Below are 24753 nucleotides of genomic sequence, written 5' to 3'. Positions count from 1 at the left end.
CCGGACGAAGTGGGACAGGAACTGACCTACATGCCCCCTACCGTCGGAGGCGTGGAGAAGACCGAGGAGTACGGAATGAACGCGGCGGGAGCCGACCGGCGGAGGTGGATCGCCCTGGCGATCGTGATGGTGGCCTCCTTCATGGACCTGGTGGACGTCACCATCGTCAACATCGCCATCCCCAGCATCCAGGCGGACACCGGCGCGTCCTTCAGCGCCATCCAGTGGGTCACCGGGGGGTACGCGCTGGCCTTCGCGATCGGTCTGATCACCGGCGGGCGGCTGGGCGACATCTACGGCCGCAAGCGGCTGTTCCTGATCGGGATCGGCGGCTTCACCGTCGCGTCCGCGCTCTGCGGGCTGGCCACCGGGCCGGAGATGCTGGTCGCGACCCGGCTGCTGCAGGGCGGGACGGCGGCCCTGATGGTGCCGCAGGTGCTGTCGATCATCCACGCGACCTTCCCGGCGGAGGAGCGCGGCAAGGTGTTCGGCATGTTCGGCGCGGTGGTCGGCCTGGGCGCCGTCTCCGGTCCGATGATCGGCGCGCTGCTCACCGAGTGGGACCTGTTCGGCCTGGCCTGGCGCCCGATCTTCCTGATCAACCTGCCCGTCGGCATCGCCGGCCTGCTGCTCGGCCGCCGCTTCATCGACGAGTCGAAGGCCGACCAGGCACTGAAGCTCGACCTGGTCGGCGTCCTCCTGGCCAGCCTCGGCCTGCTGATGCTGATCTACCCGCTGACCCACGGGCGGGAGGCCGGCTGGCCGCTCTGGGGGTACCTGTCGATGGCCGGGAGCCTGCCGGTGTTCGCGCTGTTCGTGGCGTACGAGAAGGTCAAGACGCGGCGGGACGGCTCGCCGCTGGTGGAACTGGCGCTGTTCCGGGTCAAGTCCTTCGCGGCCGGGATCTGCGTGCAACTGGCCTTCGGCGTGGCGCTCGGCATCTTCTTCCTGGTCTGGACGCTCTACATGCAGGTGGGGCTCGGCTGGAGCCCGCTCAAGGCCGGCGCGACCGGCATCCCGTTCTCGATCGCGGTCTCCCTGGCGGCCGGGCTGTCGGTGCAGAAGCTGGTGCCGAGGTTCGGACGGAAGGTGCTCCAGACCGGCGCGCTGGTCATGGCGGCGGGCGTGCTCACCTACATCTGGGAGGCCGACCGGTACGGCACGGCGATCTCGCCCTGGCAGATGGTGCCGCCGCTGGTGGTGATGGGCCTCGGCATGGGGCTGATCGTCGCGCCGATCACGGACGCGGTGCTGGCGGAGGTGCCGCGCGAGCACGCGGGTTCGGCCTCCGGGCTGATCAACACCGTGCAGCAGGTGGGGAACGCGCTCGGGCTCGGGCTGGTGTCGGTGGCCTTCTTCGGCGCGATGGACGACGTGGTCGCGCCGGAGGCGGTCGGGACGGCGTTCGGCGGGGCCTTCGTGCACGCGCTGTGGTGGGTCGCGGGCGTGCTGCTGGCGGTGTTCCTGCTGATGTTCGCGCTGCCCCGGCGGCGCGCGGTGGCTGGTACCGGTACCGGTGCCGGTTCCGAGGACGCGGTGGCGGACCGGGAGCCGGTCCTGGTCTGACGGTCCTGCCTGGCAGGTCTGTCCTGACGGTGCCGGTTCGTGGAGGCTTCGGTTCTCGGAGGCTTCGGTCGGGCCCCGGCCGCGCTGCGCGGCCGGGGCCCTCGCCGTCCCCGGGCACACCCGGGGGCGCCCGGCCGCTCCGGTCGGCGACCGGTGCTCAGCGCACGCCGGTCGGGGCCGCCACGATGCCCGTACGGGTGGTGGTGCGCGGCTTGGCGGCGGCCTTGGCCTCCTTCGCGACGCGCTTCACCTCCTGCTTGAACTCCCGTACCAGGACGAGGGATTCGGGGCCGGTGATGTCGGCGACCGAACGGTGCGCGCCCTCCTCGCCGTACGCGCCGGCCGCCTCGCGCCAGCCCTCGGGCCGCACCCCGTACTGCTTGCCGAGCAGGGCGAGGAAGATCTGCGACTTCTGCTTGCCGAAGCCGGGCAGGGCGTTGAGACGGCTCAGCAGCTCCTTGCCGGTGCGGACGTTCTTCCACAGCGCGGCGGCCTCGCCGTCGTACTGCGCGACGAGGAACTGGCAGAGCTGCTGGACCCGTTTGGCCATCGCGGCCGGGTAGCGGTGGACGGCGGGCTTCGCGGAGAGGAGCGCGACGAACTCCTCCGGGCTGTACGTGGCGATCTCGTGGGCGTCCAGGTCGTCTCGGCCGAGGCGCTGGGCGATGGTCAGCGGACCGGTGAACGCCCACTCCATCGGCACCTGCTGGTCGAGCAGCATGCCGACGAGCGCGGCGAGCGCACTCCGTCCGAGCAGTTCGTCGGCCTCGGGCTGCTGTGCGAGCCGGACGGTGACGTTCATGGGCTTGCCCTCCTCGGAGTTGACGTCGGGTCGGCGCCCAGTCTGGTGGACGCGCGGTGGGCGGAGGCGGTCAACACGCCCGTATCGCGGGAAGTCTTGGTGTTCCAGGCCTTGCCGTACCTGCTTTGTTCGTTGGCGGAGCGGTTGTTGAACGTTCCGCCAAGGCGGCGCGGAATATTTTTTGCCCGCGTGTCCGCCCGCGCGCGTCGCACCCCTCCGAGCCGCCGACCGGAGGCCCGCCGAACCGAACAGCCCTCGAATGAGCCGCACTTCGACACCCGCCGCCCGCACCGTCCCCGCCCTCCCCGGCGGACCGGCGCGCCGGTCCGGTCCGATCGCGGTTCGCCCCGGCGGAGTTGGGGTGAGGGGTGGTACGCGGTGGTGTGAGGTGGTGCGCGGTGGGGCGGGGTGCGTGCGGGGGTGGGGGTGCGCTCGGCCGGGCGGGTGGTTTCGGTGGGGGTGGACGGGGTGGTGGGGTGGGGCCGGACGTACGATCCAGGGCCGGTCGATCGCTTGGAAGGCGGTTCGAGCGAGGGTTCGAGCCAATGGGTCATTTCATATGACTGTTTCTGTTGTGCCGGTGCGGCGCGCGGGTCGCGGGTCATTCTTGGTCCAAACGACGCGTCCAGAAAGGCTCGCCCGCCGTGACCCAGCCGTTCGAACTGCCGTCCTTCTACGTGCCGCACCCGGCACGGCTCAACCCGCATCTGGATGAGGCGCGGTCCCATTCCACCGTCTGGGCACGGGAGATGGGCATGCTGGAGGGCTCCGGGATCTGGGAACAGGCCGACCTCGACGCCCATGACTACGGCCTGCTCTGCGCCTACACCCACCCCGACGCCTCCGCCGAGGCGCTGTCGCTGGTGACCGACTGGTACGTCTGGGTCTTCTTCTTCGACGACCACTTCCTCGACATGTACAAGCGCACCAACGACCGTGCGGCGGGCAAGGCGCACCTGGACCGGCTGCCGCTGTTCATGCCCGCCGACCCGGCCGCCCCGGTGCCCGAGCCGGAGAACCCGGTCGAGGCCGGCCTGGCCGACCTCTGGCGGCGCACCGTGCCGGCGATGGGCGAGGACTGGCGGATCCGCTTCGCCGAGAGCACCCGCAACCTGCTCGACGAGTCGCTCTGGGAGCTCGCCAACATCGACGCCGGCCGGGTGGCCAACCCGGTCGAGTACATCGAGATGCGCCGCAAGGTCGGCGGTGCGCCGTGGTCCGCCCAACTGGTCGAGTACGCCGCCGGTGCCGAAGTGCCGCGGGAGGTCTCGGGTTCGCGTGCGCTGCGGGTGCTGATGGACGCCTTCTCCGACGGTGTGCACCTGCGCAACGACATCTTCTCGTACCAGCGGGAGGTCGAGGACGAGGGCGAGCTGAGCAACGGCATCCTGGTGCTGGAGAGGTTCCTGGAGTGCACCACCCAGGAAGCCGCCGACGCGGTCAACGACCTGCTCACCTCGCGGCTCCAGCAGTTCGAGAACACCGTGTTCACCGAACTGCCGGTGCTGTTCGCGGAGACCGGACTCGACCCGGTCGGCCGCGCGAGGGTCATGGCGTACGTCAAGGGCCTCCAGGACTGGCAGTCCGGCGGGCACGAGTGGCACATGCGGTCCAGCCGGTACATGAACGGCGGTGGGGCGGCGGCGGGTTCGGCCGCCGAGGTGGCGCCCGGGGCGGGCGGCGGCCTGCCGGGGCTGCCCGGGCAGCCCGGGTCCGGCAACTGGTGGGACCAGTACGCGATCGGCGGCATCGGGACCTCGGCACTGGACATCCTGCGCAGCGGGGCGACCGGGACGGTACCCGGAACGGCGGGGACGTCGGCGGGGGTGGCGGGCGCGGCCGAGCGGCGGGCGCGTACGCACGGACACGTGCCGTCCCAGGCCGTCGGCCCGTCCCGACTGCCCGAGTTCAAGCTGCCGTTCACCCTCTCGCTGAGTCCGCACCTGGACGGCGCCCGGGAGCGGGTGATCGAGTGGGCCGAGCGGATGGGCCTGCTGACGGCGGACCCGGGGGTTCCCGGCTCCGGGGTCTGGGACGCCGAGTCGATGCGCGGCTACGACCTCCCGCTCTGCGCGGCCGGCATCCACCCGGACGCCACCGCCGAGCAACTCGACATCAGCTCGGCCTGGTTGGCCTGGGGCACCTGGGCCGACGACTACTACCCGGCGGCCTTCGGGCGCACCCGCGACCTGGCCGGGGCCAAGCTCGCCAACGCCCGGCTCACCCTGTTCATGCCGCTCGACGGCACCCCCGCGCCCGAGCCGGCCAACGCCCTGGAGCGCGGCCTCGCCGACATCTGGGAGCGCACCGCCGGCCCGATGACCGTCGAGGCCAGGGGCCGGTTCCGGGAGACCGTGGAGTCGATGACCGAGAGCTGGGTCTGGGAGATCGCCAACCGGATCCAGAACCGGATCCCGGACCCGGTCGACTACCTGGAGATGCGCCGCGCCACCTTCGGCTCCGACCTCACCGCGAGCCTGTGCCGGCTCGGCCACGGGCAGGAGGTGCCGCCGGAGGTGTACCGGCACGGCTCCATGCGCGCGCTGGAGAACTCGGCCATGGACTACGGCGCCATGATCAACGACGTGTTCTCGTACCAGAAGGAGGTCGAGTACGAGGGCGAGCTGCACAACGTCGTCCTGGTGGTGCAGAACTTCTTCGACTGCGACTACCCGGCGGCGGTCCGGATCGTCGACGACCTGATGCACTCGCGGCTGAGCCAGTTCCAGCACGTCGCCGCGAAGGAACTCCCGGTCATGTACCAGGACTTCGGGCTGGACACGAAGGCGCGGGAGCTGCTCGACGGGTACGTGAAGGAGCTGGAGAACTGGCTCGCCGGCATCCTGAACTGGCACGAGGGCTGCCGGCGGTACGGCGAGGAGGACCTGCGGCGGAACTTCGGCGCCGCGCGGGACCTCGAGGCGGCGCCGGCGGCCCGGCGGGCATCGGCGGCTCCGGCGGGTTCGCCCGCGGGTTCGCCCGCGGGCTCTCCGGCGGGTTCTCCGGCGGTTCCGGTTCCGTCGGCGGCCGGTGCGGTGCCGCTCGGTCCGACCGGGCTGGGCACGGCCTCGCTGCGGCTGCCGGCGAGCGGGGTGCCGTCGAAGCGGTGAGCGGTCCGGGCCGGCACCCGGCGCACCCGTGCGGGCCATCCCGCGCGGGTGCGCCGCGTCGTGGCTAGGCTGGCGAGTCGGGGGCCGGCGCGCGCCACCGGCGCGCGCTCTTCGCCACACACGAGGGCAGAGAGATGGCTGCGCTACCTGAGGGCACACCCTGTTGGGCCGACGCGATGTTCACCGACGTGGAGGGCGCGAAGGCCTTCTACGGCGATGTGCTGGGCTGGACCTTCGGCGAGAGCTCGTCGGAGTTCGGCAACTACACGCAGGCGTACTCGGACGGCAAGGCGGTCGCCGCCGTCGTCCCGCCGATGCCCGGCGAGCAGGCGCAGTCCGCCTGGTGCCTGTACCTCGCCTCCCCGGACGCCGGTGCCACCGCCGCGCGGATCCGCGCCAACGGCGGCGAGGTGGTCATGGGCCCGATGCAGGTCGGCGACTTCGGCACGATGGTGATCGCCAAGGACCCCGGCGGCGTCGTGTTCGGCGTCTGGCAGGCCGGGCGGCACGAGGGCTTCGAGAAGCAGGGCGAGCCCGGTGCGTACAGCTGGGCCGAAGTGGTGACCCGCGAGCCCGCGAAGGCCGACGCCTTCTTCCCGGCGGTGTTCCCGTACGGCGTGCGGAAGATGGACGCCGGGGACTTCGACTACCGGATGTTCCAGGTCGGCGGTCAGCCGGTGCTGGGCCGGATGTCGGCGGAGGGCGACTTCCTGCCGCCCGAGGCGCCCTCGTACATCAGCGTCTACTTCGCCGTGGACGACACCGACGCCGCGATCGAGCGGCTGACGGCGCGCGGCGGCAAGGTGTACTTCGGGCCGATGGACAGCCCGTTCGGCCGGTTCGCGGCGGTCGGCGACCCGCAGGGCGCGGCCTTCGGCCTGATCGACCTGGGACGGACCGTCGGCGAGCAGCCGACGACGGTGGACGTCTGATGGCGGCGGGCCCGACCGGGTGCGGCCGATGAGCGAGCGCGAGGACCTCGTCGAGACGCTCGACAAGCACCGCGACCTGCTACGGCGCACCGTCCGCGGCCTCACCGACGCGCAGGCGGCCGAACGCACCACGGCCAGCGAGCTGTGCCTGGGCGGGCTGGTCAAGCACGTGGCGGCGGTCGAGGCGCGCTGGGCGCGGTTCATGACCGGCGGCGCGGAGGCGATGCGGGGCGGCGACACGGCCGGGGGCGGGTCCGGCGGCGGCTCCGGGTCCGGCGGTGGGTCTGGGTCCGGGTCCGGGGGCGGTGCCGCCGAGGTGTGGGCGGCCCAGTTCCGGATGGCGGAGGGCGAGACCCTGGCCGGGCTGCTCGCCGAGTACGAGCGGGTGGCGCACGAGACGGACGCACTGGTCCGGACCCTGCCCGACCTCGACCTCGCCCACCCGCTGCCGCCGGCGCCGTGGTTCGAGCCGGGCGCGACCTGGTCGGTCCGGCGGGTGGTGCTGCACCTGATCGCCGAGACCTCGCAGCACGCCGGGCACGCGGACATCATCCGGGAGTCCTTGGACGGGGCGAAGTCGATGGGCTGAGCCCGGCCGGGGCCCACAGTGCGCGGGCCCCACGGCACTTCGGTGTCAGGGCGGCTCCACGCCGAGGAGTTCGCGCAGTGCCCGGGCGCCGTCCGGGGTGACCCGCAGGGCCCGGCCGGTGCCGATCCGTTCCACCCATGCGCGGTCCAGGGCGGCCCGGCAGAGCGCGGCGCCCAGCGCCCCGCCGAGGTGGTTGCGGCGCTCCGTCCAGTCCAGGCAGCCGCGGACCACCGGTCGTCCGCCGTGGTGGCCCGCGCGCGGCGGCAGTTCGATGGCCTGCGCGGCCAGCCAGTCCCGGCCGCGCCCGGTGACGGTGAGCCCGGCCTCGTCGGCGACCAGGCCGCGGGCGAGCAGCGCGTCGGCGACGGCCACGCCGAGGCGGCCGGCCAGGTGGTCGTAGCAGGTCCTGGCGCGGGCCTCGGCGCTCAGCCGGGTGGCCTCGCCCAGGGTGCGCGGGGCGGATCCGGCGGGGCCGCGTGTGCTGCCGGTGCCGGTGCCGGTGCCGGTGCTGCCGGTGCCTGCGGGCTCGGCGGATCCGGAGGTATCGGCGAAGGAGGTCAGGTCCTCGATCAGGGTGGCGACGGCGGGGGTGGCCAGTCGGACGTAGCGGTGCCGCCCCTGCCGTTCCTCGGCGAGCAGGCCGCCCGCGATCAGCCGCGACAGGTGCTCGCTGGCCGTGGACGGCGCGACGCCCGCGTACCGGGCCAGCTCACCGGCCGTCCAGGCGCGGCCGTCGAGCAGCGCCGAGCAGAAGGCGGCGCGGGTGGCGTCGGCGAGCAGGCCTGCGAGGGCGGCGAGCGCCGTACCGCCCCGGCCCGGGTGCCTGGTCGGGCGGGACGGACCGTTCGGGCGGGACAGGCTGGTCGGGTGGTTCGGACCGGTCGGGTGGTTCGGGCGGGGGGCCGGGGGACGGGCGTTGGGCGCGGCCGGTTGCGGGGGCATGCCTCCATGGTCGCTCCGGCACGGTTCGGCGGGGGCCGAAACGACGTGGGGCCACGATGGCGGCATGAGCGACACGACGGTGGCCTCCGGCCCCGACACCATGGCCTTCTCCCGGTACGACGATGTGACGGCAGCCCTGGCCGATCCGGCACTGGTCCCGCTGCCCGCGCCGCCCGCGCCTCCCGTCGGCCCGGGCGCGCCCGCCGGGGTGGCCTGGCTGCGGGCCTCCGTCGCCCGGTTCTGCTCGGGCGGATCCCACGCGAGGCGCCGGGCGCTGGTGCTGGCCGACCTGGAGCGGCTGGACCCGGCCGCGCTGCGGGTGGCGGCGGCGGGCGGCTTCGACCCCGACGTGCGGCTGCGGGTGGTCCGGGTGCTCGCGGCGGCGCTCGGCCTGGCCGACCCGGAGGCCGTGGCGCGGGACGTCGCGACGGTCTCCCGGGCGTACTTCGCGGGCGGGCCCGGCGGGCCCGGCGGGACGGAAGGGACGGACGCGCCGGACACCGCTGCGGCCGACGCGGCGGTGGCGCGGCTGCTGCCCGCGATGGGCGACCCGGACGAGGAGACGGCCGCGAACCGGATCGGCCTGCTCGTCCAGGCCTGCGATGCCACCGCCACCCTGGTCGAGCGCGCCCGTCGGCACGAGGACGGGCTGTCCGGCGCGCTGCGCGAGGATCCGCCGGTGCGGGTGATGCGCCGCCTCGCCGCCCGGACGACCGAGGTCGGCGGGCTCGCCGTACCGGCCGGGACGCACGTCGTGCTGGACATCGCGGCCGCCCAGGCGGAGGCGCCGCACGGCGAGGCGCTCACCTTCGGCGCCCAGCCCCGGATCTGCCCGGGCCGCTCGCACGCCCTCGTCATCGCGGAGGGCATCCTGCTCGGAGCCTCCGATCCGGCGGACACCGATCCGGCGGACACCGACCCGGCGGCCTCCGGTGCTGCGGCCTCCGGTGTCGAGGACACCGGCCCGCCGTCCGGACGTGACCTCGGCAGGGCCGAACTCGCCGCACTGGTACCGGAGATGGTCGACCATGTCCTCGCCCTGGCGGCCACCTGGACGGCCTGGGACGGCCGGCCGGTCGTCAATGCCGACGGCCGAACCTACACACCGCACAAGGCGGTTCGTCGCGTCACCGACCATCTCCTCGACCACTTGGCCGAGTTGGAGGCCCGGCTGGCCGGTGAACCGACCGAGCCCGACCACTGGCACGCCTCCAACGTCACCACCCCGGCCGACCTCGCCCCGTTCACCGCGGCCGATCTGGACGAGGCCCGCAGTCGCCTCACCCGGCTGGCCGGGATCTGGTCCCGCCGGGTGGCCGCGCTGCCGGTCGAGGTCCTGGACGACTCGCCGGGGAGGGGCTGGAGCTTCCGGCGGATCGTCCGCCACGTCTCGGGGTCCGGGTACTACGCGGACTCGGTGGGCGACCTCCGGCACCCGGGGCCCGACGCCACATGAACTCTCTTCAGCAGCAGCCGAATCCGTCCGACCCGTACGAGCACACGACCCCCGGAGGCCACGCCATGACCCCGTTCGCCGCCCTGCACCACCTCCCCGGCCGCCCGCTGCTGCTCCCCAACGCCTGGGACCACGCCTCGGCCGCCGCCCTCGCCGCCGCGGGCCACACCGCGATCGGCACCACCAGCCTGGGCGTGGCAGCCGCCGCCGGGCTGCCCGACGGCGCGGCCGCCACCCGCGCGGAGACCGTACGGCTGGCGCGCAGGCTCGGGCGCGGCGGTTTCCTGCTCAGCGTCGACGCGGAGTCCGGCTTCAGCGACGACCCGGACGAAGTCGCCGAGCTGGCCGTCGAGTTGGCGGCGGCCGGGGCGGTCGGCATCAACCTGGAGGACGGCCGGCCGGACGGCACGCTGGCGCCGGTCGCCGTCCACGCGGCGAAGGTCGCGGCGGTGAAGGCGGCGGTGCCGGAGCTGTTCGTGAACGCCCGTACCGACACCTACTGGTACGGGCAGGACGACCCCGAGCCGGAGACCCTCCGGCGCCTGGACGCGTACCGGCAGGCGGGCGCGGACGGCGTGTTCGTCCCGGGGGCGGCCGAGCCGCCGCTCATCGCCCGACTGGTCGGCGCGCTGGACGCTCCGCTCAACGTCCTCTGGACGCCGACCGGCCCCGGCTTCGCCGAGCTGGCCGCGCTCGGGGTGGCCCGGGTCAGCCTCGGTTCGCTGCTGTACCGGGCCGCGCTGGCGGCGGCGGTGGCCACGGCCGGGGCGGTCGCCGACGGCGGCCCGGTCGGGCCGGTGCCGGGGTACGCGGAGGTGCAGGCGCTCAACGAGCTTTAGGAGGGCGGAGATCAGCCGGTCCGGTCGGTGGTCCGGTCGATGGTCCGGTCGGTGGCCCGTTGGGCGGTCTGGGCCGCCCAGGCGGCCTCGATCCCGTCGAGGATCATGCGGACGCCGTTGCTGAACGCGGTGCCCCGGCCCGCAGCGATCTCCCTGTCCACCTCCGTGGTGTACAGCCGGTGCAGCCGCGGGTGGTCCTTGGTGGCCTCGACGACGGCGGGCAGCAGCTGGTCCATCCACTCCTGCTCGTCCCGGCCGCGCTTGGCCAGCGCGCTCAGCCAGGCGGCTTCCACGGTGGCCGTTCCGATGGTGTAGCCGATGACGACGCCCATCGCCTCGTTGGCCTCGGCGAGGTCGAGCCCGGACGACTCCAGCAGGGCGAGGAAGGCCTCGGACAGCCGCATCCAGCTGGGGCCGAAGTAGACCATGCCGACGTCGCCGATCACCGAGACCATCCACGGGTGGCGCAGGATGACGTCGCGCAGACTCTCGGCGCACTCCTCGATGGCCGCGCGCCAGACCTTCGGGTCGCCCCCGGCGGCGTCCGTCGTGGGCAGCGGGAGTTCGGAGAACACCTGGTCGACGACGAGTGCGAGCAGTTCGTCCTTGTTGGCGACGTGGGTGTACAGCGAGGTGGCGCCGGCGTTGAGCCGGGCGCCGAGCTTGCGCATGCTCAGCGCCTCGATGCCGTCGCTGTCCAGGAGGGCGAGGGCCTCGGCCACGATCTGTTCGCGGCTGAGGGCCGGCTGTTCCCGTCGGGGCCGTTGCGGGCGGGTCCACAGCGACGGGATGCCCGCCGTACCGTCCTCGGACTTGGCCGCCATCGGGCCCTCCTCATTGCTCGTGGTCGCTACCGCTGGTGGTCGTCACCGGCCGGAGCCGCCACCGACCGGAGCCGCCGCCGCTCGTGACCGCTCGTCCCGCTCGTTCGGGCTCCGCCCGGTTCAGCATAAGCGGCACCGCACGGTGTACGGCGTTGCGTACAGTGTTCGGTCTCCGTACAGTGTTCGGTGCGGTGCACACCGGACCCGTGGGGACGGGGGGCGGTGTGCCCGCGTCGAATCCGACGACTCCCGATGCTGCTCGACGCCTCCCGGCGTCAGGGCCGTCCGAGCCGTCCGTGCTGTCCGAAGGGGGAACGCGGTGGAACGCAATCCGCGGCGCTGGCTCATCCTGATCGTGCTCTGCCTCAGCAGCCTGGTGCTGGTGGTCGACAACATGGTGCTCACGGTGTCCATCCCGCCGATCGCGGAGGATCTCGGGGCCGGGGCGCAGGACATCCAGTGGATCATCGACTCGTACATCCTGGTCTTCGCCGGCCTCCTGCTCACCTCGGGCAGCCTCTCCGACCGCTTCGGCCGGCGGAAGGTGATGATCGTCGGGCTGACGCTGTTCGGCGCGGCCTCCCTGGTCGCGGCGTACGCCGGCAGTCCCGGCGAGCTGATCGCCGGACGCGTCCTGATGGGTGTCGGCGGCGCGCTGGTCATGCCGAGCACGCTCTCCATCCTGATCACCGTCTTCGACGACGAGGAGCGCCCGAAGGCGATCGCCGCCTGGAGCGCGGTGGCCATGATCGGCCTGGTCGGCGGACCGGCGCTGGGCGGCGCCCTGATCGCCCACGTCTGGTGGGGCGCGGTCTTCCTCCTCAACGTGCCGGTCGCGGCGGTCGCGATCCTCGCGGCGGTGCTGCTGATGCCGGAGTCCAAGGGGCCGTGGCGCCGGACCGACCTGCCCGGCATGGCGCTGTCGATGGTCGGCATGACCGCGCTGGTCTGGTCGATCATCGTGCTGCCCCGCGACGGCCTCACCAGCGCGGGCACGCTCGGCGCACTCCTCGTCGCGGTGGCCGCGCTGACCGGGTTCGCCGTCCGGCAGGTCCGCACCGACTCGCCGATGGTCCCGGTCGAACTGTTCCGCAACCGGGTCTTCACCGGCGCCTGCTTCTCGCTCGTCCTGCTGACCTTCGCCACCGGCGGCCTGATGCTGGTGCTCACCCAGTACGTCCAGTTCGTGCTGGAGTTCACGCCCACCGACACCGGTCTCGCCTTCATCCCGCTGGCCGTCGCCTCGCTGGTGTTCAACGGGGTGGGCGCCGCGGTCGGCCGGAAGGTCCCGGCGCGGGTGCTCACCGCGGTCGGCATGGTGGTCATCGCGGGCGGGTTCGCGCTGCTGGCCACCCTCTCGGTCGGCGACGGCTTCACCAAGGTCGCCCTGGCCATGCTGGTGCTGGGCGTCGGCTCCGGCCTCGGCATGCCGGCCGCCGCCAACGCGCTGATGAGCTCGATCCCCGGTGAGCACGCGGGCGTCGGCTCCGCGCTCAACGACACCGTCCAGCAGTCCGGTGCCGCCCTCGGCGTGGCCGTCCTCGGCACCGTGCTCTCCGGCACCTACACCGGCGCGATGCCCGCCGGAGCCCCCGAGGCCGCCCGCCACGACATCACCGGGGCGCTCGCCCTGGCCGGCTCCGGCGGGGACGGCGGGCTGGTCACGGCCGCCCGAGAGGCGTTCAACACCGCCACCTCCACCACGTTCACGGTCGGTGGCGTCGCCGTCCTGGCGGCCGCGGCGCTCACCCTGGTGCTGATGCGCGACGGCGGTGGGGCGAAGGCCGCCGGGAGCGGGGCGCCGGTGGAGCCGGCGGCCGGGGCAGCCGGGGCGGCGGAGTCGGCAGCGGAGGCGGTCGGGGCGGGTGGCTGAGCGGCAGCCCGTCCTCGGCCGCGCGCTCCCCGTCGTGGGCGCGTAGCCTTCGCCGCATGTCCCCCGAGTACACGGAGCGCGCGTCGCGGCTGCCCGGTGCGGTCGTGTGGACGAAGCAGGCCGCCGGGCGTCCGGGCGGCGGCGGGCCGGTCCTGCCCGACGGCTGCATGGACCTGCTGTGGACGGCGGGCCGGCTGCTCGTGGCCGGCCCCGACACCCGGGCCTTCCGGCCGGGGCCGGGACTCGGCGGCCCGTGGGCGGGCGTGCGCCTGCGCCCCGGTTTCGCCCCCGCGTTGCTCGGCGTCCCGGCCGACGAGCTGCGGGACCGCCGCGTCGACCTGGCCGATCTGCGGCCCGGCGCCGAGGTACGGCGCCTCACCGAACGGATCGACGCGGCGCCCGACCGGGCCGCCGCGCTGGAGGACCTGGCGCTGCACCTCGCGGCGGCGGCGCGGCCCGAGGACCCGCAGGTCCGGGCGGTGGTCGCCGCGCTCACCGCCGGCCGGTCGGTCGCGGAGACGGCCGAGGCGGTGGGCCTCGGCGCGCGGCAGCTGCACCGCCGCTCGTTGGCCGCCTTCGGCTACGGCCCGAAGACGCTCGCCCGCATCCTGCGGATGCAGCGCGCCCTCGCGCTGGCCCGCTCCGGTGTCCCGCTCGCCGAGACGGCGGCCCGGGCCGGCTATGCGGACCAGGCCCATCTGGCGCGCGATGTACGGGAGTTGGCGGGTGCGCCGGTGACCGTCCTGCTGGACTCCTGAGGCCGCCCGCAGGCGCGTGGTCCCACGCGCCCGCGGGCGCGGCGCTCAGGACAGCGGCGCGAGCAGGTCCACCCCGTTGCCGTCCGGGTCGTGGACCACGGCGTAGCGCTGGCCCCAGAAGGCGTCCCATGGCTTCAGCTCCCCGTGGTACCCGGCGCCGGTCAATTCCTCGTACAGCGCGTCGACTTGTGCGGGGCTCCCGCAGCGGAACGCCAGCGCGGCGCGCCCGCCGCCGGTCGGCGGCTGCCAGTCGGGGTGGAAGGAACGGATGGTGGACTCGGCGTCGAGCACCAGGAGCAGCCCACCGGGCAGCTCGGCCTCGACGTGCGGCTCGTTCTCGGCGCCCTCGGGGAACGCGAGGCCGAGCCGCCGGTAGAAGGCGATCGAGGCGGCCACGTCCGAGACGGCGAGGCCGATGAAGGCGAACTGTGGTGCGGATGTGCTGGTCATGTCTGCCACGCTAGGCGGCCCGCTGGTGCCGGGTCTTGAAGGAATCGGACATGCCGCCGCCCGGGCATGCCGCCGTCCGGACATCCCACGGGCCCCGACGAACCCGCTGCCCGGACGAACCCGCCGCCCGGGCAGCGGGCTGTCCGGGCGGCGGCGAGGTCACCGGGGGAGCAGGGCGCACCGCCGGTCGTCGTGGCAGAGCCGGTCCGCCAGGGCGGCGAGCGGCAGTTCGGGCTGGACGGCCAGGACCGCGCCGAGCAGCCGTACGGCGCTGGGCTGTCCCGAGCAGGCGGCCAGCAGGGTCTCGGTGACCCGCGGTTCCCACCGGGTGGGATCGGTCAGGCTGAGCCGGCGCAGGGTCGAGACGACTTCGGAGTCGGTCAGCAGCCCCGCTTCCTCGTAGGGCAGTTGGAAGTCGTTCCGGTGTCCGTCGCCGTACCGGGTGGACCTGGTCGCCGCGTGCAGGAATCCGGCGGCGTGGTCCTGGTCGAGGTCAAGGGCCTTGATCAGTTCCCGGAGGGTGTTTCCCCTCGGTCGGCTGCAGCCCCGTTCCAGATTGCTGATCGCTCGGGCCGTGATTCCGGACCGTTTTCCGAGTTCCTCCTGGCTGAGTCCTTGGAGGACGCGGGTACGGCGCAGCAGCGCGCCGAAGCTTTCTACCTGCTCTGACAACGAATCCCCCCGTGCTCGGTGGCGAGGCAGGTTTTGGTTCAGGCAGTGCGGTCCCGACAGTATCAGGGCGGCAAAGATCGCGTGATGCGCATCACCCTGCGTTATTCGGAGCACCGTGCTCCGCTCCGCCGCGTGCCGGGAAATCTTCCGGCAATCTTCCGTGGAATTTCGCGTCCAAATTCCTGTTCGTATCTCCGCCCGGCTCTGCAGAATGGCTGCCGCGACCAGCCTTTCGGCTGCTCGTACGTCAACGACACGGGGAGGGTAAATGCGGAAGATCGCGACCACGGTCGCCGCGGCGCTGCTGAGCCTGGGCGCTCTCGGCGCGGGCAGCGGGGTGGCCGAAGCCGGCCAGTGGGGAGGCTACAACACCCGCGACGGCGGTGTGGCCCTGCGCGACTGCGCGTGGACCAGCTGTGCGATGCACGGCCGCGGCTACAGTGACCAGCACGCGTACCTCTACTGCTACGTCGTCGGCCAGAGTGTGAATGGTGACGCCGGCTGGGCGGACCACGAGCACTACCTCGCCGACTGGTCGTACTACGGCCGCTACTACAGCGCCGACACGTACATGACCTGGAGCGGTGGCATTTACAAGTGCTGAACCGGTGCGGTGCGCGCGGGGCGGGACGCCCGCTCCGCGCGCACCGCGCATTCGCGGGGTGTCCGACGTACCGGAAGTTCTCCTGAAATATCGCGGACACGGCGGCACGGGCGGCCCGTGCCTGATTCAATCGGACCGAGAGTCTTCGACGGTGATTGCCGGAATTCGATCACCGTCCGACCGGGGGGTGGAATTCGTGGTGCGAGGCCGCGGGCTGCGACGATTCGGCGCGGCTGTCGTCCTGGCGGGTCTGGTCACCGGGTGCGGGGGGTCCGGCGGGGGCGGCGGTCACGACGCCGCACTGGCCGAGCCCGCCCTTCCCGCCGTGCTGACCGAGCCGCCCGACGGGGCGGCGGTGCCGCTGCCCCTGGACGGGTACGCCGTCAGCGGCGCCGACTCGGCGCTGATCTTCCAGGCGCGGGAGGCCGCCACCCGGACGTGCATGAAGGGCAAGGGGTTCGACTACACGCCCGCCGTGCTCCCGGCCGCGCCCCCGCCGTCGCCGCTCGACCCGGACTTCCTCGGCATCCTCTCGGCCACCGCGGCCCGGCTGACCGGCTACCACCGCCCGCCCCCGCCCGCCGGCCAGGTCACCGCCCAGCAGCAACAGCAGGGCGGCGACGGTCCCGAGTACCGCAAGGCCCTGGAGGGCGCCGGGGGCAAGCCGGGAACGGCGGCGGACCCGACGGCCGACCGGGGCTGCATGGGCGCGTTCGACAAGCAGCTCGGGGGAGCGCTCGCCGCGCCCGCCAAGGACGACGTCGTGGGCGGCCTGCGCGCCCAGGCGTACGACCACGCCACCGGGGACAGCCAGGTCAAGGCCGCGGTCACCAAGTGGGCGGGCTGCATGACCGCCCAGGGGTACCACTACGCCACGCCGGCGGCGGCCGGTTCGGCCGCCTGGCCGGACCCGGTCGCGCAGCAGGAGAAGGACACCGCGGTGGCCGACATGGTGTGCAAGGCCCAGGCCCAGCTGCTGGGCACCTGGTACGCGGTCGAGGCGGGCTACCAGACCGAGCTCATCGGCCGGAACGAGTCCGCCCTGCAAGGGATCAAGGACCGGGTGACCCAGCGGGTCGCCGCGGCCAAGAAGGCACTGGGGGAGGGCTGATGGCGCTCCCGCCCGAGCGTGCTCCGATGCCGGTCCGGCGCAAGCGGGCCCTGCTGCTGCTCGGCCTGCTCGTCGCCGCCGCGTGCGCCGTCGGCTTCCTGGTCGGCTCCCCGGGCCGGGCCCCGGGTCGCAGCGCGGACGCCGTCGCCGACGGGTCCTGGACGCCGCAGCAGGACCAGGTGCGACAGTCTTATTTCGCCTACTGGGAAGCGCTGTTGAAGGCCAACGCATCCGGTGAGTCCGACACCCCGGAGCTGGCGCTCGTCGCGGCGAGCAACCAGCTGAGCCTCGTCCGGCAGAACGTGGCGCACCTGCGCGACCAGGGCGCGGTGGCCATGGGCTCCGTCGGGCACACGGTGCGCGGGATCTCCCTCCAGGACGGGGTCGCCACCCTGGTGGACTGCGTCGACGTCCGGAGCTGGATCCAGTACGACCTCGCCACCGGCGCCCAGCGGTCCGGGCAGCTGATCGACCGTCCCAATCAACTGACAAGCTACACCTTGGCGTTGAAAGATGGTCAGTGGATGGTGACGGACAGCAAATCGGCCGGGACGTGCTGAACCGGCCCAGGGCGCGCCGCCGGGTGCGGCCCCGGGACGGTGAGCGCGGGGTACGGAGGGGGGCCGACGTCGTGTCGGTGGAGACGGACCAGCCGCCCGGCCCGGGGGACGAGCCGATCGGGTCGGGGCAGGTCGGGTCGGAGCACGTCGGGTCGGGGCCTGTCGGGCAGGGGCAGGAACAGGGACCGGAGCCGGTCGCGCCGGGACGGCTGCGGATGGCGCGGCGCCGCCGGGCGCTCCTGGCCGTTGCGGCGGCCGCGGCCGTGGTGGCGGGCGCGGGGCTGGGCGCCGCCTCGCTGATCAAGTCGCCCGCCGAGCGGGCCGCGGACACCGCGCCGCCGCCCGGCACGCTGATGACCGCCCCGGTGACCAGGCAGGCGCTCACCCAGACCACGGTCGTCCGGGGCCAGGTGTACCCGCCGACCCAGTACAACGTCTCGCCGGCGGCGGCCTCGACGGACATCACCCAGCTCTACGTCTCGGCGCTCCCGGTCAAGTCCGGCGACCAGGTCACCGACGGCCGGCTGCTCGCCGAGGTCTCCGGCCAGCCGCTGTTCGTCCTGGAGGGCCCGGTGCCCGCCTACCGCGACCTCAAGCCGGGCTCCAGCGGGCCGGACGTCACAGAGCTCCAGGCCGCGCTGGAGCGGCTCGGCTACGGGCGCGGCGACGACCCGCAGGGGACGTACGGTCCGGGCACCGCCAAGGCGGTCACCGGCTACTACCGCCACCTCGGCTACACCGCGCCGACCACCGGCGCGGCCACCCGGCAGGCCGTCGACGCTGCGCGGAAGGCGGTCGAGGCCGACCGGCAGGCCATCGACGGGCTCAAGGCGCAGGCGGCGGCGGGGACTTCGACGGGTGCGGGTGCGGGCGCGGGTGCCGGTGCGGGGACGCAGGGCGGCACATCGACGCCGACCGGTGCCGGTGCCGGTGCCGCGACCGGGGCCGGAACCGCAGCCGGAACCGGAGCCGGGAGCGCGGCCTCCGGCGGCCAGGCCCAGAGCGCCCCCGTCCCCGCCCCGGCTCCCGCCCCCGGCCTCGACAAGCAACTCGCCAACGCCCGGAAGAAGTTGTCCGAGGACCAGGACGCGCTCGCCCAGGCGGAGGCGGTCGACGGGCCGATGGTGCCGGCCGGCGAGGTGGTCTTCCTGCCGTCGCTGCCCGCCACCGTCACGGCCGTCAACTCCTCGGTGGGAGCGCCGGTGTCCGGTCCGCTGCTGTCGCTCACCAGCGGCGGCCTGGCCGTCACCGGGCAGCTCACCCCGGTCCAGGCGGCCGGGATCACGCCGGGCATGGCCGTCGAGGTGTTCTCCGAGACGAGCGGGACGACGGTCAAGGGCACCGTGGCCGAACTCGGCGCGCCGAGCACGGCCCCGCCGGCCGGCCGGGTGATCGCGATAGGCGGCGCGGCCGGGGCGGGAGCCGGAGCCGGAGCAGGGCCAGGAACGGGAGCCGGGACCGGCGGTACGAGCGGCGGCGGTGCGGGGGCCGGTGCGCCGAACGCACCCGCCGGCCAGCCGGTCGCCGCCTACGTGCCCGTGCAGATCACCCCGGCCGACCCGCTGCCCGCCGCCTTCAGTGGGCAGAACGTCCGGATCACCGTCCTGCGGAGCAGTACCGCGGACCCGGTGATCAGCGTCCCGGTCGCGGCCGTGTTCACCGACGCGGCCGGGCAGACCGCCGTCACCAGGGTCGACCGGGCCGGGCAGCGCACCACCGTCCCGGTGACTACGGGGGTCAACGCCAACGGCTACGTCGGGGTGACACCGGTCGGGGACGCGCGACTCGCCGAGGGCGACCAGGTGGTGGTCGGCCAGTGACGGCGGTCATCGAACTCTCCGGGGTGGGGCGGAGCTTCCCCGGCACCCCGCCCGTCGTCGCCCTGCACCCCTGCGATCTGACCGTCGACCGGAACGACTACGTGGCGATCACCGGCCCGTCCGGATCGGGGAAGTCCACCCTGCTGCACCTGCTCGGCCTGCTCGACACCCCGACCACCGGCAGCTACGCGCTGGACGGCGTCGACACCCGGCGGCTCTCCGACCGCGACCGCTCCACCCTGCGCGGGCGCCGGATCGGCTTCGTCTTCCAGTCCTTCCACCTGCTGCCCAACCGGACGGCGGAGGAGAACGTGCTGCTCGCCCAGGTCTACAACCGCACCCCGCGCGCGGGCCGCCGGGAGGCCGCCCGGGCCGCCCTGCGCCAGGTCGGCCTCGACCACCGGGCCGACGCCCTGCCGACCGTCCTCTCCGGCGGCGAACGGCAGCGGGTCGCGATCGCCCGGGCGCTGGTGAACCGGCCCGCCCTGCTGCTCTGCGACGAACCGACCGGCAACCTGGACTCGGCCAACGCGACGACCGTGATGGACCACTTCGCGCACCTGCACGGGCAGGGCTACACCCTGGTCGTGATCACCCACGACCCGGCCGTGGCCGCCCGCGCCCAGCGGACGGTACGGATCAGCGACGGCCGGATCAGCGAGGGCGGGCACGCCGACGCCCCGTCCGCCGATGCCCCGGCCGCCGCCGCAGCCCCGTCCGTCCCGCTCGGCACCCCGTCCGCCCCGCTCGGCGCCTCGGCGGACGCCTGATGGCGCGCCGCCGGCCGACCCGGCGCGGCGCGCTCGGCGAACCCCCGTCCCGGCTGAGCCTGCGGGACCTGGTCGAGGAGGCCCTGGCCGGAGTGCTGCAACGGCCCGGCCGCTCGGTGCTGACCATGCTGGGCACCGTCCTCGGCATCGGCGCGTTCGTCGCCGTCCTCGGCCTGACCGCGACCGCCTCCGGGCAGATCGGCCACCAGTTCGACCTCACCAAGGCGACCACGGTGACCGTGACCGACAACCCGGCGGACGACGGCACACCCCCCGGCACCAACCCGCCGATGAGCTTCCCCGACGACGCGGACGCCCGGGTGCGGCGGATCGACGGCGTCACCGCGGCCGGCGTCTGGTGGCGCGTCCCGGCCGACCAGCACCGGATCGGCGGCTCGCCGGCCGCCGACGGCTCCGCCGGGCAGGGCCTCTCCCTCTTCGCGGCGACCCCCGGCGCGGTCGCCGCGATGCAGCCGACCCTCGCCGCCGGGGCCACCCTCGACCCGTACGCCCAGCAGGCCCGGCTGCCCGTCGCCCTGCTCAGCCGGACGGCGGCGAACCGGCTGGGCGTCACCCGGCTCGACGCCCAGCCGGCCATCTTCATCGACGGCCTGCCGTACACCGTGATCGGCGTCTACTCGGACGTGCAGCGGCTGCCCGACACCCTGCTCGGGGTGGTCATCCCGGGCAGCACGGCGCTGGACCGCTTCGGCAACCCCGGCAAGGGCGAGGACCAGGGCGCCCACCTGGTGGCCGCGACCAGGGTCGGAGCGGCCCCGGTGGTCGCCCGCCAACTGGCGGTGGCGCTGCGCCCCGACGCGGCGGCCCGGTTCACGGTGACCCCGCCGCCCGATCCGCACAGCCTCCAGGACCACATCACCTCGGACCTCACCGGCCTGTTCCTCGCGCTCGCCGCGATCTGCCTGGTGGTCGGCGCGGTCGGGATCGCCAACACCACCCTGGTCGCCGTCCTGGAACGCACCCAGGAGATCGGCCTGCGCCGCTCACTCGGCGCCCGCACCCACCACATCGCGGCCCAGTTCCTCACCGAGTCCACCGCCCTCGGCACGCTCGGCGGCCTGATCGGCACCAGCCTCGGCATCCTGGTCGTCATCGCCGTGGCCGCGGCCCGCTCCTGGACGGCCGTCCTCCAGCCCGCGGCCACCCTCCCCGCCCCCCTGATCGGCACCGCCGTCGGCCTCCTCGCCGGCCTCTACCCGGCCCTGCGCGCCGCCCGCACCGACCCCCTCAAAGCCCTCCGCACCGGCTGACCCCGTCCCGTTGCCGCCGCCAGCCCGGGCCCGTGCCGCCCGCCCGGGGTGCTCCGGCGCGCTACGCGTCGGCCGGCCCGGTGCCCGAGCGCAGGGTGAGCAGGGTGATCTCGCTCGGTGCGAAGACCCGGAACGGCGGCCCCCAGAAGCCGGTGCCCCGGCTGGTGTAGAGCTGGGTCCGCTCGCCGTGCCGGCTCAGGCCGTGCACCACCGGCTGGTCGATCCGGACGAGGAAGTTGAACGGCCAGATCTGGCCGCCGTGGGTGTGCCCGGAGATCTGCAGGTCGATGCCGGCGGCAGCGGCCCGCGGGACGTACTTGGGCTGGTGGGCGACGAGCAGCACCGGATCCGCCGGGTCCGCCCCCGCCAGCGCGTCGGCCAGGTTCGCGCGGTGCCCGGCCAGGCCGGAGTGCTCCGCGGTCACGTCGTCCACGCCGGCGAGCACGAGGGCGTCCCCACCGCGCTGCACCACGACATGGCGGTTGTGCAGCGGCTCCCAGCCCAGGTCCGCCATCCGGTCCAGCCAGCCCTGGGCCTCCCCGCCGTACTCGTGGTTCCCCGTGACGTAGACCTTCGCCAGCCGCGAGCGGATCGTCCCGAGCGGCGCGGACTGCTCCCGGCGCTGCGTGGGGGTGCCGTCCGCGATGTCGCCGGCGTGGACCACGACGTCCGCGTCGAGCGCGTTGACCGCCTCCGCGACCCGCGCCGACCAGCGCGCCCGGTCGATCGGCCCGTAGTGGGTGTCGGCCAGCACCACGACACGGGTCCCGTCCAGACCCCCGCCGAGCCGTGGGACGTGGACGTCCAGCCGCTTCACCCGGGGCACGCGCATCGCCTCGTGGTGCCCCCAGCCCAGCAGTCCGGCGGAGACCACGGCCACGGCCACCGCCACCGTCCTGGCCCGGTCGGCGCCGCCGACGCCGAACCCGCTCAGCACGAGGTTCACCAGGCCGCCCGCCACGGACCAGGTGAACAGGACCCAGACCACTCCGAGGCTGGTGTCCGCGATGCGGGCGGCCCGGTCGATCCGCCGCGGACCGTGACCCGCGACCATCAGCCAGGGGAAGGAGACCAGCCAGGCGGCGAGGACTGCCGTGCCGGCCACGAAGACCGGGAGCGGCCAGTCGGCGCCGGAAGCGAGGAGCGTCCACCACGGCGGGAGGCACAGGACGACGAGGACGAGGACGATCACGGCCAGCCGCCTGACCAGGGACCGCCGCCGCCCCGCACGCCCGCCCGGGCCCTCGGCATGCGGTACGGGTGCCGCTCCGGGTGCCGCCCCGGGTTCCGCCTCGGGTTCCGCCTCGGCCCCGGGCCGGGCGCCGGACACGGAGGTCCCGGACCTCCCGCCGGCCGCCCGGAGGTCCGACTCCGATCCGGTGGATCCGCTGTCAGTCACTGCGCCGCCCCTCACGTCTGCTGCCCCCATCATCCGGCAGGTGCCGACCGAAGGGGACGCACGGGCTCGGGTGTACGGGGGCGGGTGCACGGGGGCGGCACCGGGGACGGCACCGGGGCCGCGACACGGCGAAGGCCCGGGCCGGGTGGGGCGGTCCGGGCCTTCGGCCGGCCGAGGAAGCGGGAGCGGGGCGGCGGCCGCGGTCAGTGGAGGACGTTCAGGGTGTTGGTGGCGTCGTCGACGAAGTAGACGGCGTCGCGGTCGAGGTCGACCGCGAGCCCGAACAGGGCGCCGGCGCCGGGCGGGGTGCCGCTGCTGTCGAGGGTGCGGACGGCGACCTGGCTGCCGGCGGGGGTGGTCTCGACCAGGTTGCCGTCGCCGGAGTTCACCGTGAGGACGTCGCCGCCGGGGGCGACGGCCAGGCCGAGCGGGCCGTTGAGGTTGCCGCCGGTGCTGACGGTGGTGCCGGTTCCGGCGTCGGTGGTGCGGTGGACGGCGTCGGGGATCGCGGTGATCCGGTTGGCGAGGGTGTCCGCGACGTAGAGGGTGTCGTCGTGGGCCAGACCGACGCCGGTCGGGCCGATCACCAGGGCGGCCGGGTCGGTCCGTTCGCCGAAGCCCGAGCCGATCACGGTGGTCGCGACCCGCTGCGGCGGCTCGTCGCCCTGCCGGCACAGGGTGATCCGCAGGACGGTGCCCTGGTCGACCTCGGCGCCGCCGCCCGCGACCGTGCCGTTCAGCACATTGGTCACGAACAGTTCGTCGCGGTCGCCGGAGCTGACGGCCGTCATGTCCCACGGGCCGTTGATGCCGTCGCCGGCGATGGTCTCGCGGACCGTCCCGTTGCTGTCCAGCACCAGCAGGCAGCCGGCCTGCACGGTCGCGGAGGTGCCGTCCGCGGTGGGCGTGCTGCCGACCACGACCCAGCCGCCCGGCAGAACGGTCAGCGCCGTCGAGAGCCCGACCCCGCCGGGGCAGGGCCCGGGCAGGTTCGCCGGGTCGATCCGGGCGAAGGTGCTGACGGCCCCGTCCGGGCTCACCTGGACCAGGGTGGTCCCGGTGCCCTGCTGGTTCTGGGCGTTGTTGAAGTTGCTGATGAGCACGTTGCCACGGCGCAGCTTGCCCGTGCTGTGCGGGACCACGACGGTGCCGTACGGGTTCAGGTCCCCGTTCGCGGGCACGGTCGAGGCGACCGGTGACACGGTGTTCAGCGGCCCGAGGAACGGCCCCCGGGCGACTGCGCCGCCCGCCGAGGCGCCGCTCGCCGGAGCACCGCCCGCCGCGGTGGCGCCGAGCACCACCACGGCGGCGGCGACCACGGCGGCCCGGCCCCGGAACCCCATGTGCGAAGAGTGAAGTCTCATGACTCGAAGTTATGCCGCGGCCGAACCACCCGGCGCGTGGAGTTCACCCGCCGGTGTCCCGCCGCACCCCGGAGGCCCGCGCCGGAGCGGGACAGGGGCGAAGGCCTGGGCCCGCTCAGTGCTCGGCGGGTCGAGCGGCGGCGCTGCGAAGCGCGTCGAGCAGTCTGTGCAGCGCGGGCCGGACGGGTGACGGCTCCCGTACCGCCGCGTAGATCGCCCGCACCGGCTCCGGATTGCGGACCTCGCGCACGACGACGTCGGGGTGGCGGTTGCCCAGCCCCATCTCCGGAATCAGGCTCACCCCGAGCCCGGCGGCGACGAATCCCTGCGCGGTGGCGTAGTCCCCGCTCTCGACGACGAAGTCCGGGCTGAAGCCGGCCGAGCCGCAGGCGTCGAGGACGGGGTCCAGGCAGGGGCCGGGCTGGTCGCTGCCGACCCACGGTTCGTCGGCGAGGTCGGTGAGGTCAAGCGCCTGCTTCGCGGCCAGCCGGTGTCCCCGGGGCAGTACGGCGAGGTACCTGTCGTCGGCCAGGTGCACGAACCGGATGCCGTCGACGGCCGCCCCGTCCGGTGGCCGGACCACCAGGGCCACGTCCGCCCGGCGCTCCCTCACCTCCGGCAGCGAATCCTCGGGGTCGCTCAGCCTGAGTTCGATCCGGACGCCCGGCTCCTCGCGGCGGAGCGCCGCCACGGCGGGGGCCACCATGGTCGCCCCCGCCGTGGCGAAGTACCGGACCACCACCCGGCCGGTCCGTCCGGCCCGCAGTTCGGCGAGCGCGGTCTCCGCCTCGGCGACGTGCCTGCTGACGACGGCCGCGCACTCGGAGAGCAGCCGCCCGGCCTCCGTCGGCCGCACGCCTCGCCCGGTTCGCTCCAGCAGCCCGATCCCGGCTTCCTTCTCCAGCACCGCCATCTGCTGGCTGACCGCGGAGGGCGTGTACCCGAGGTGTCGCGCCGCCGCGGTGACCGACCCGCTGGTGACCACGGCCCTCAGCACCTGCATACGCCGCATATCAAGCATGTAGACCAGCTTAACTCTCC

The 24753-nt window shown here is 74.3% G+C and carries 22 protein-coding genes; 14 read left to right on the top strand and 8 right to left on the bottom strand.

The genetic code is table 11. The features are described 5' to 3' along the window. The first annotated feature begins 75 nt into the window (after nucleotides 1-75). A complete protein-coding gene (locus ACFQ6N_RS02490; RefSeq protein ID WP_380646378.1) occupies nucleotides 76-1566 on the top strand; it encodes an MFS transporter in 1491 nt (496 codons plus the stop codon). Between the two features lie 157 nt (nucleotides 1567-1723). Here ACFQ6N_RS02490 and ACFQ6N_RS02485 read toward each other — a convergent pair whose 3' ends face one another. Then, nucleotides 1724-2368, bottom strand: coding sequence for an HhH-GPD-type base excision DNA repair protein (locus ACFQ6N_RS02485; protein ID WP_380646338.1), 645 nt, complete (start codon nucleotides 2366-2368; stop codon nucleotides 1724-1726). Nucleotides 2369-3012: 644 nt separating this feature from the next. Here ACFQ6N_RS02485 and ACFQ6N_RS02480 point away from each other — a divergent pair. The 3 genes from ACFQ6N_RS02480 (at nucleotide 3013) to ACFQ6N_RS02470 (ending at nucleotide 6999) form a co-directional block, all read left to right on the top strand. Next, a complete protein-coding gene (locus ACFQ6N_RS02480) occupies nucleotides 3013-5478 on the top strand; it encodes a germacradienol/geosmin synthase (RefSeq protein WP_380646337.1) in 2466 nt (821 codons plus the stop codon). 134 nt (nucleotides 5479-5612) lie between these two features. Further along, complete coding sequence (locus tag ACFQ6N_RS02475) at nucleotides 5613-6410, top strand: VOC family protein (RefSeq protein WP_380646336.1); 798 nt, start codon at nucleotides 5613-5615, stop codon at nucleotides 6408-6410. A 28-nt stretch (nucleotides 6411-6438) separates the two neighbouring features. After that, nucleotides 6439-6999, top strand: a complete 561-nt coding sequence (locus ACFQ6N_RS02470; RefSeq protein WP_380646334.1) for a DinB family protein — start codon at nucleotides 6439-6441, stop codon at nucleotides 6997-6999. Nucleotides 7000-7044: 45 nt separating this feature from the next. Here the strand turns inward: ACFQ6N_RS02470 and ACFQ6N_RS02465 are convergent, their stop codons facing one another. Next, complete coding sequence (locus ACFQ6N_RS02465) at nucleotides 7045-7941, bottom strand: ArsR/SmtB family transcription factor (RefSeq protein ID WP_380646332.1); 897 nt, start codon at nucleotides 7939-7941, stop codon at nucleotides 7045-7047. Between the two features lie 64 nt (nucleotides 7942-8005). Here ACFQ6N_RS02465 and ACFQ6N_RS02460 point away from each other — a divergent pair, with 64 nt between their 5' ends. Beyond that, the gene (locus tag ACFQ6N_RS02460; protein WP_380646331.1) at nucleotides 8006-9397 is read left to right on the top strand and encodes a hypothetical protein; all 1392 of its coding nucleotides are present in this window, start codon (nucleotides 8006-8008) and stop codon (nucleotides 9395-9397) included. Then, nucleotides 9394-10236 carry an isocitrate lyase/phosphoenolpyruvate mutase family protein gene (locus ACFQ6N_RS02455; protein WP_380646330.1) on the top strand — a complete coding sequence of 281 codons (843 nt, stop codon included), beginning with the start codon at nucleotides 9394-9396 and terminating at the stop codon, nucleotides 10234-10236. Before ACFQ6N_RS02460 ends, ACFQ6N_RS02455 begins: the two co-directional genes overlap by 4 nt. 11 nt (nucleotides 10237-10247) lie before the next feature. Here ACFQ6N_RS02455 and ACFQ6N_RS02450 read toward each other — a convergent pair whose 3' ends face one another. Next, nucleotides 10248-11060, bottom strand: a complete 813-nt coding sequence (locus ACFQ6N_RS02450; protein ID WP_380646329.1) for a TetR/AcrR family transcriptional regulator — start codon at nucleotides 11058-11060, stop codon at nucleotides 10248-10250. 319 nt (nucleotides 11061-11379) lie between these two features. On the opposite strand from ACFQ6N_RS02450, the gene ACFQ6N_RS02445 reads away from it, so the two are divergent. Further along, nucleotides 11380-12933, top strand: coding sequence for an MFS transporter (locus tag ACFQ6N_RS02445; protein WP_380646328.1), 1554 nt, complete (start codon nucleotides 11380-11382; stop codon nucleotides 12931-12933). A 56-nt stretch (nucleotides 12934-12989) separates the two neighbouring features. Continuing rightward, nucleotides 12990-13691, top strand: a complete 702-nt coding sequence (locus ACFQ6N_RS02440) for a helix-turn-helix domain-containing protein (RefSeq protein WP_380646327.1) — start codon at nucleotides 12990-12992, stop codon at nucleotides 13689-13691. 45 nt (nucleotides 13692-13736) lie between these two features. Here the strand turns inward: ACFQ6N_RS02440 and ACFQ6N_RS02435 are convergent, their stop codons facing one another. Both ACFQ6N_RS02435 and ACFQ6N_RS02430 read right to left on the bottom strand, forming a co-directional pair. Then, nucleotides 13737-14141, bottom strand: a complete 405-nt coding sequence (locus ACFQ6N_RS02435) for a VOC family protein (protein ID WP_380646326.1) — start codon at nucleotides 14139-14141, stop codon at nucleotides 13737-13739. A gap of 159 nt (nucleotides 14142-14300) precedes the next feature. Further along, a complete protein-coding gene (locus ACFQ6N_RS02430) occupies nucleotides 14301-14813 on the bottom strand; it encodes a helix-turn-helix domain-containing protein (RefSeq protein ID WP_380646324.1) in 513 nt (170 codons plus the stop codon). Between the two features lie 268 nt (nucleotides 14814-15081). Between ACFQ6N_RS02430 and ACFQ6N_RS02425 the strand changes: the two genes are divergently transcribed. From ACFQ6N_RS02425 to ACFQ6N_RS02400, 6 genes are all read left to right on the top strand, one after another. Then, entirely contained in the window at nucleotides 15082-15417 is a 336-nt protein-coding gene (locus tag ACFQ6N_RS02425; RefSeq protein ID WP_380646323.1) for a hypothetical protein, read from the top strand. Between the two features lie 196 nt (nucleotides 15418-15613). Further along, nucleotides 15614-16528 carry a hypothetical protein gene (locus tag ACFQ6N_RS02420; protein ID WP_380646322.1) on the top strand — a complete coding sequence of 305 codons (915 nt, stop codon included), beginning with the start codon at nucleotides 15614-15616 and terminating at the stop codon, nucleotides 16526-16528. Further along, nucleotides 16528-17088 (top strand): hypothetical protein, encoded by a 561-nt coding sequence (locus ACFQ6N_RS02415; protein ID WP_380646321.1) that lies wholly within the window; start codon nucleotides 16528-16530, stop codon nucleotides 17086-17088. Before ACFQ6N_RS02420 ends, ACFQ6N_RS02415 begins: the two co-directional genes overlap by 1 nt. A gap of 215 nt (nucleotides 17089-17303) precedes the next feature. Further along, the gene (locus ACFQ6N_RS02410; RefSeq protein WP_380646320.1) at nucleotides 17304-18908 is read left to right on the top strand and encodes a peptidoglycan-binding protein; all 1605 of its coding nucleotides are present in this window, start codon (nucleotides 17304-17306) and stop codon (nucleotides 18906-18908) included. Beyond that, nucleotides 18905-19678, top strand: coding sequence for an ABC transporter ATP-binding protein (locus tag ACFQ6N_RS02405; RefSeq protein WP_380646319.1), 774 nt, complete (start codon nucleotides 18905-18907; stop codon nucleotides 19676-19678). The genes ACFQ6N_RS02410 and ACFQ6N_RS02405 overlap by 4 nt, the downstream gene beginning before the upstream one ends. Beyond that, the gene (locus ACFQ6N_RS02400) at nucleotides 19678-20949 is read left to right on the top strand and encodes an ABC transporter permease (RefSeq protein WP_380646318.1); all 1272 of its coding nucleotides are present in this window, start codon (nucleotides 19678-19680) and stop codon (nucleotides 20947-20949) included. The genes ACFQ6N_RS02405 and ACFQ6N_RS02400 overlap by 1 nt, the downstream gene beginning before the upstream one ends. 61 nt (nucleotides 20950-21010) lie before the next feature. On the opposite strand, the gene ACFQ6N_RS02395 is transcribed toward ACFQ6N_RS02400, so the two are convergent. The 3 genes from ACFQ6N_RS02395 to ACFQ6N_RS02385 all read right to left on the bottom strand — a co-directional run bounded on the left by ACFQ6N_RS02395 (nucleotide 21011) and on the right by ACFQ6N_RS02385 (nucleotide 24733). After that, nucleotides 21011-22141, bottom strand: coding sequence for a metallophosphoesterase (locus tag ACFQ6N_RS02395; protein ID WP_380646317.1), 1131 nt, complete (start codon nucleotides 22139-22141; stop codon nucleotides 21011-21013). 410 nt (nucleotides 22142-22551) lie between these two features. Beyond that, nucleotides 22552-23712, bottom strand: a complete 1161-nt coding sequence (locus ACFQ6N_RS02390) for a hypothetical protein (RefSeq protein ID WP_380646316.1) — start codon at nucleotides 23710-23712, stop codon at nucleotides 22552-22554. A 115-nt stretch (nucleotides 23713-23827) separates the two neighbouring features. Beyond that, nucleotides 23828-24733 (bottom strand): LysR family transcriptional regulator, encoded by a 906-nt coding sequence (locus ACFQ6N_RS02385; protein WP_380646315.1) that lies wholly within the window; start codon nucleotides 24731-24733, stop codon nucleotides 23828-23830. Between the last annotated feature and the right edge of the window lie 20 nt (nucleotides 24734-24753).

Origin of the sequence: Kitasatospora sp. NPDC056446 (genome assembly GCF_042796115.1) — a bacterium.
Lineage (GTDB): Bacteria > Actinomycetota > Actinomycetes > Streptomycetales > Streptomycetaceae > Kitasatospora.
This window is presented reverse-complemented; position numbering and strand designations above follow the sequence as displayed.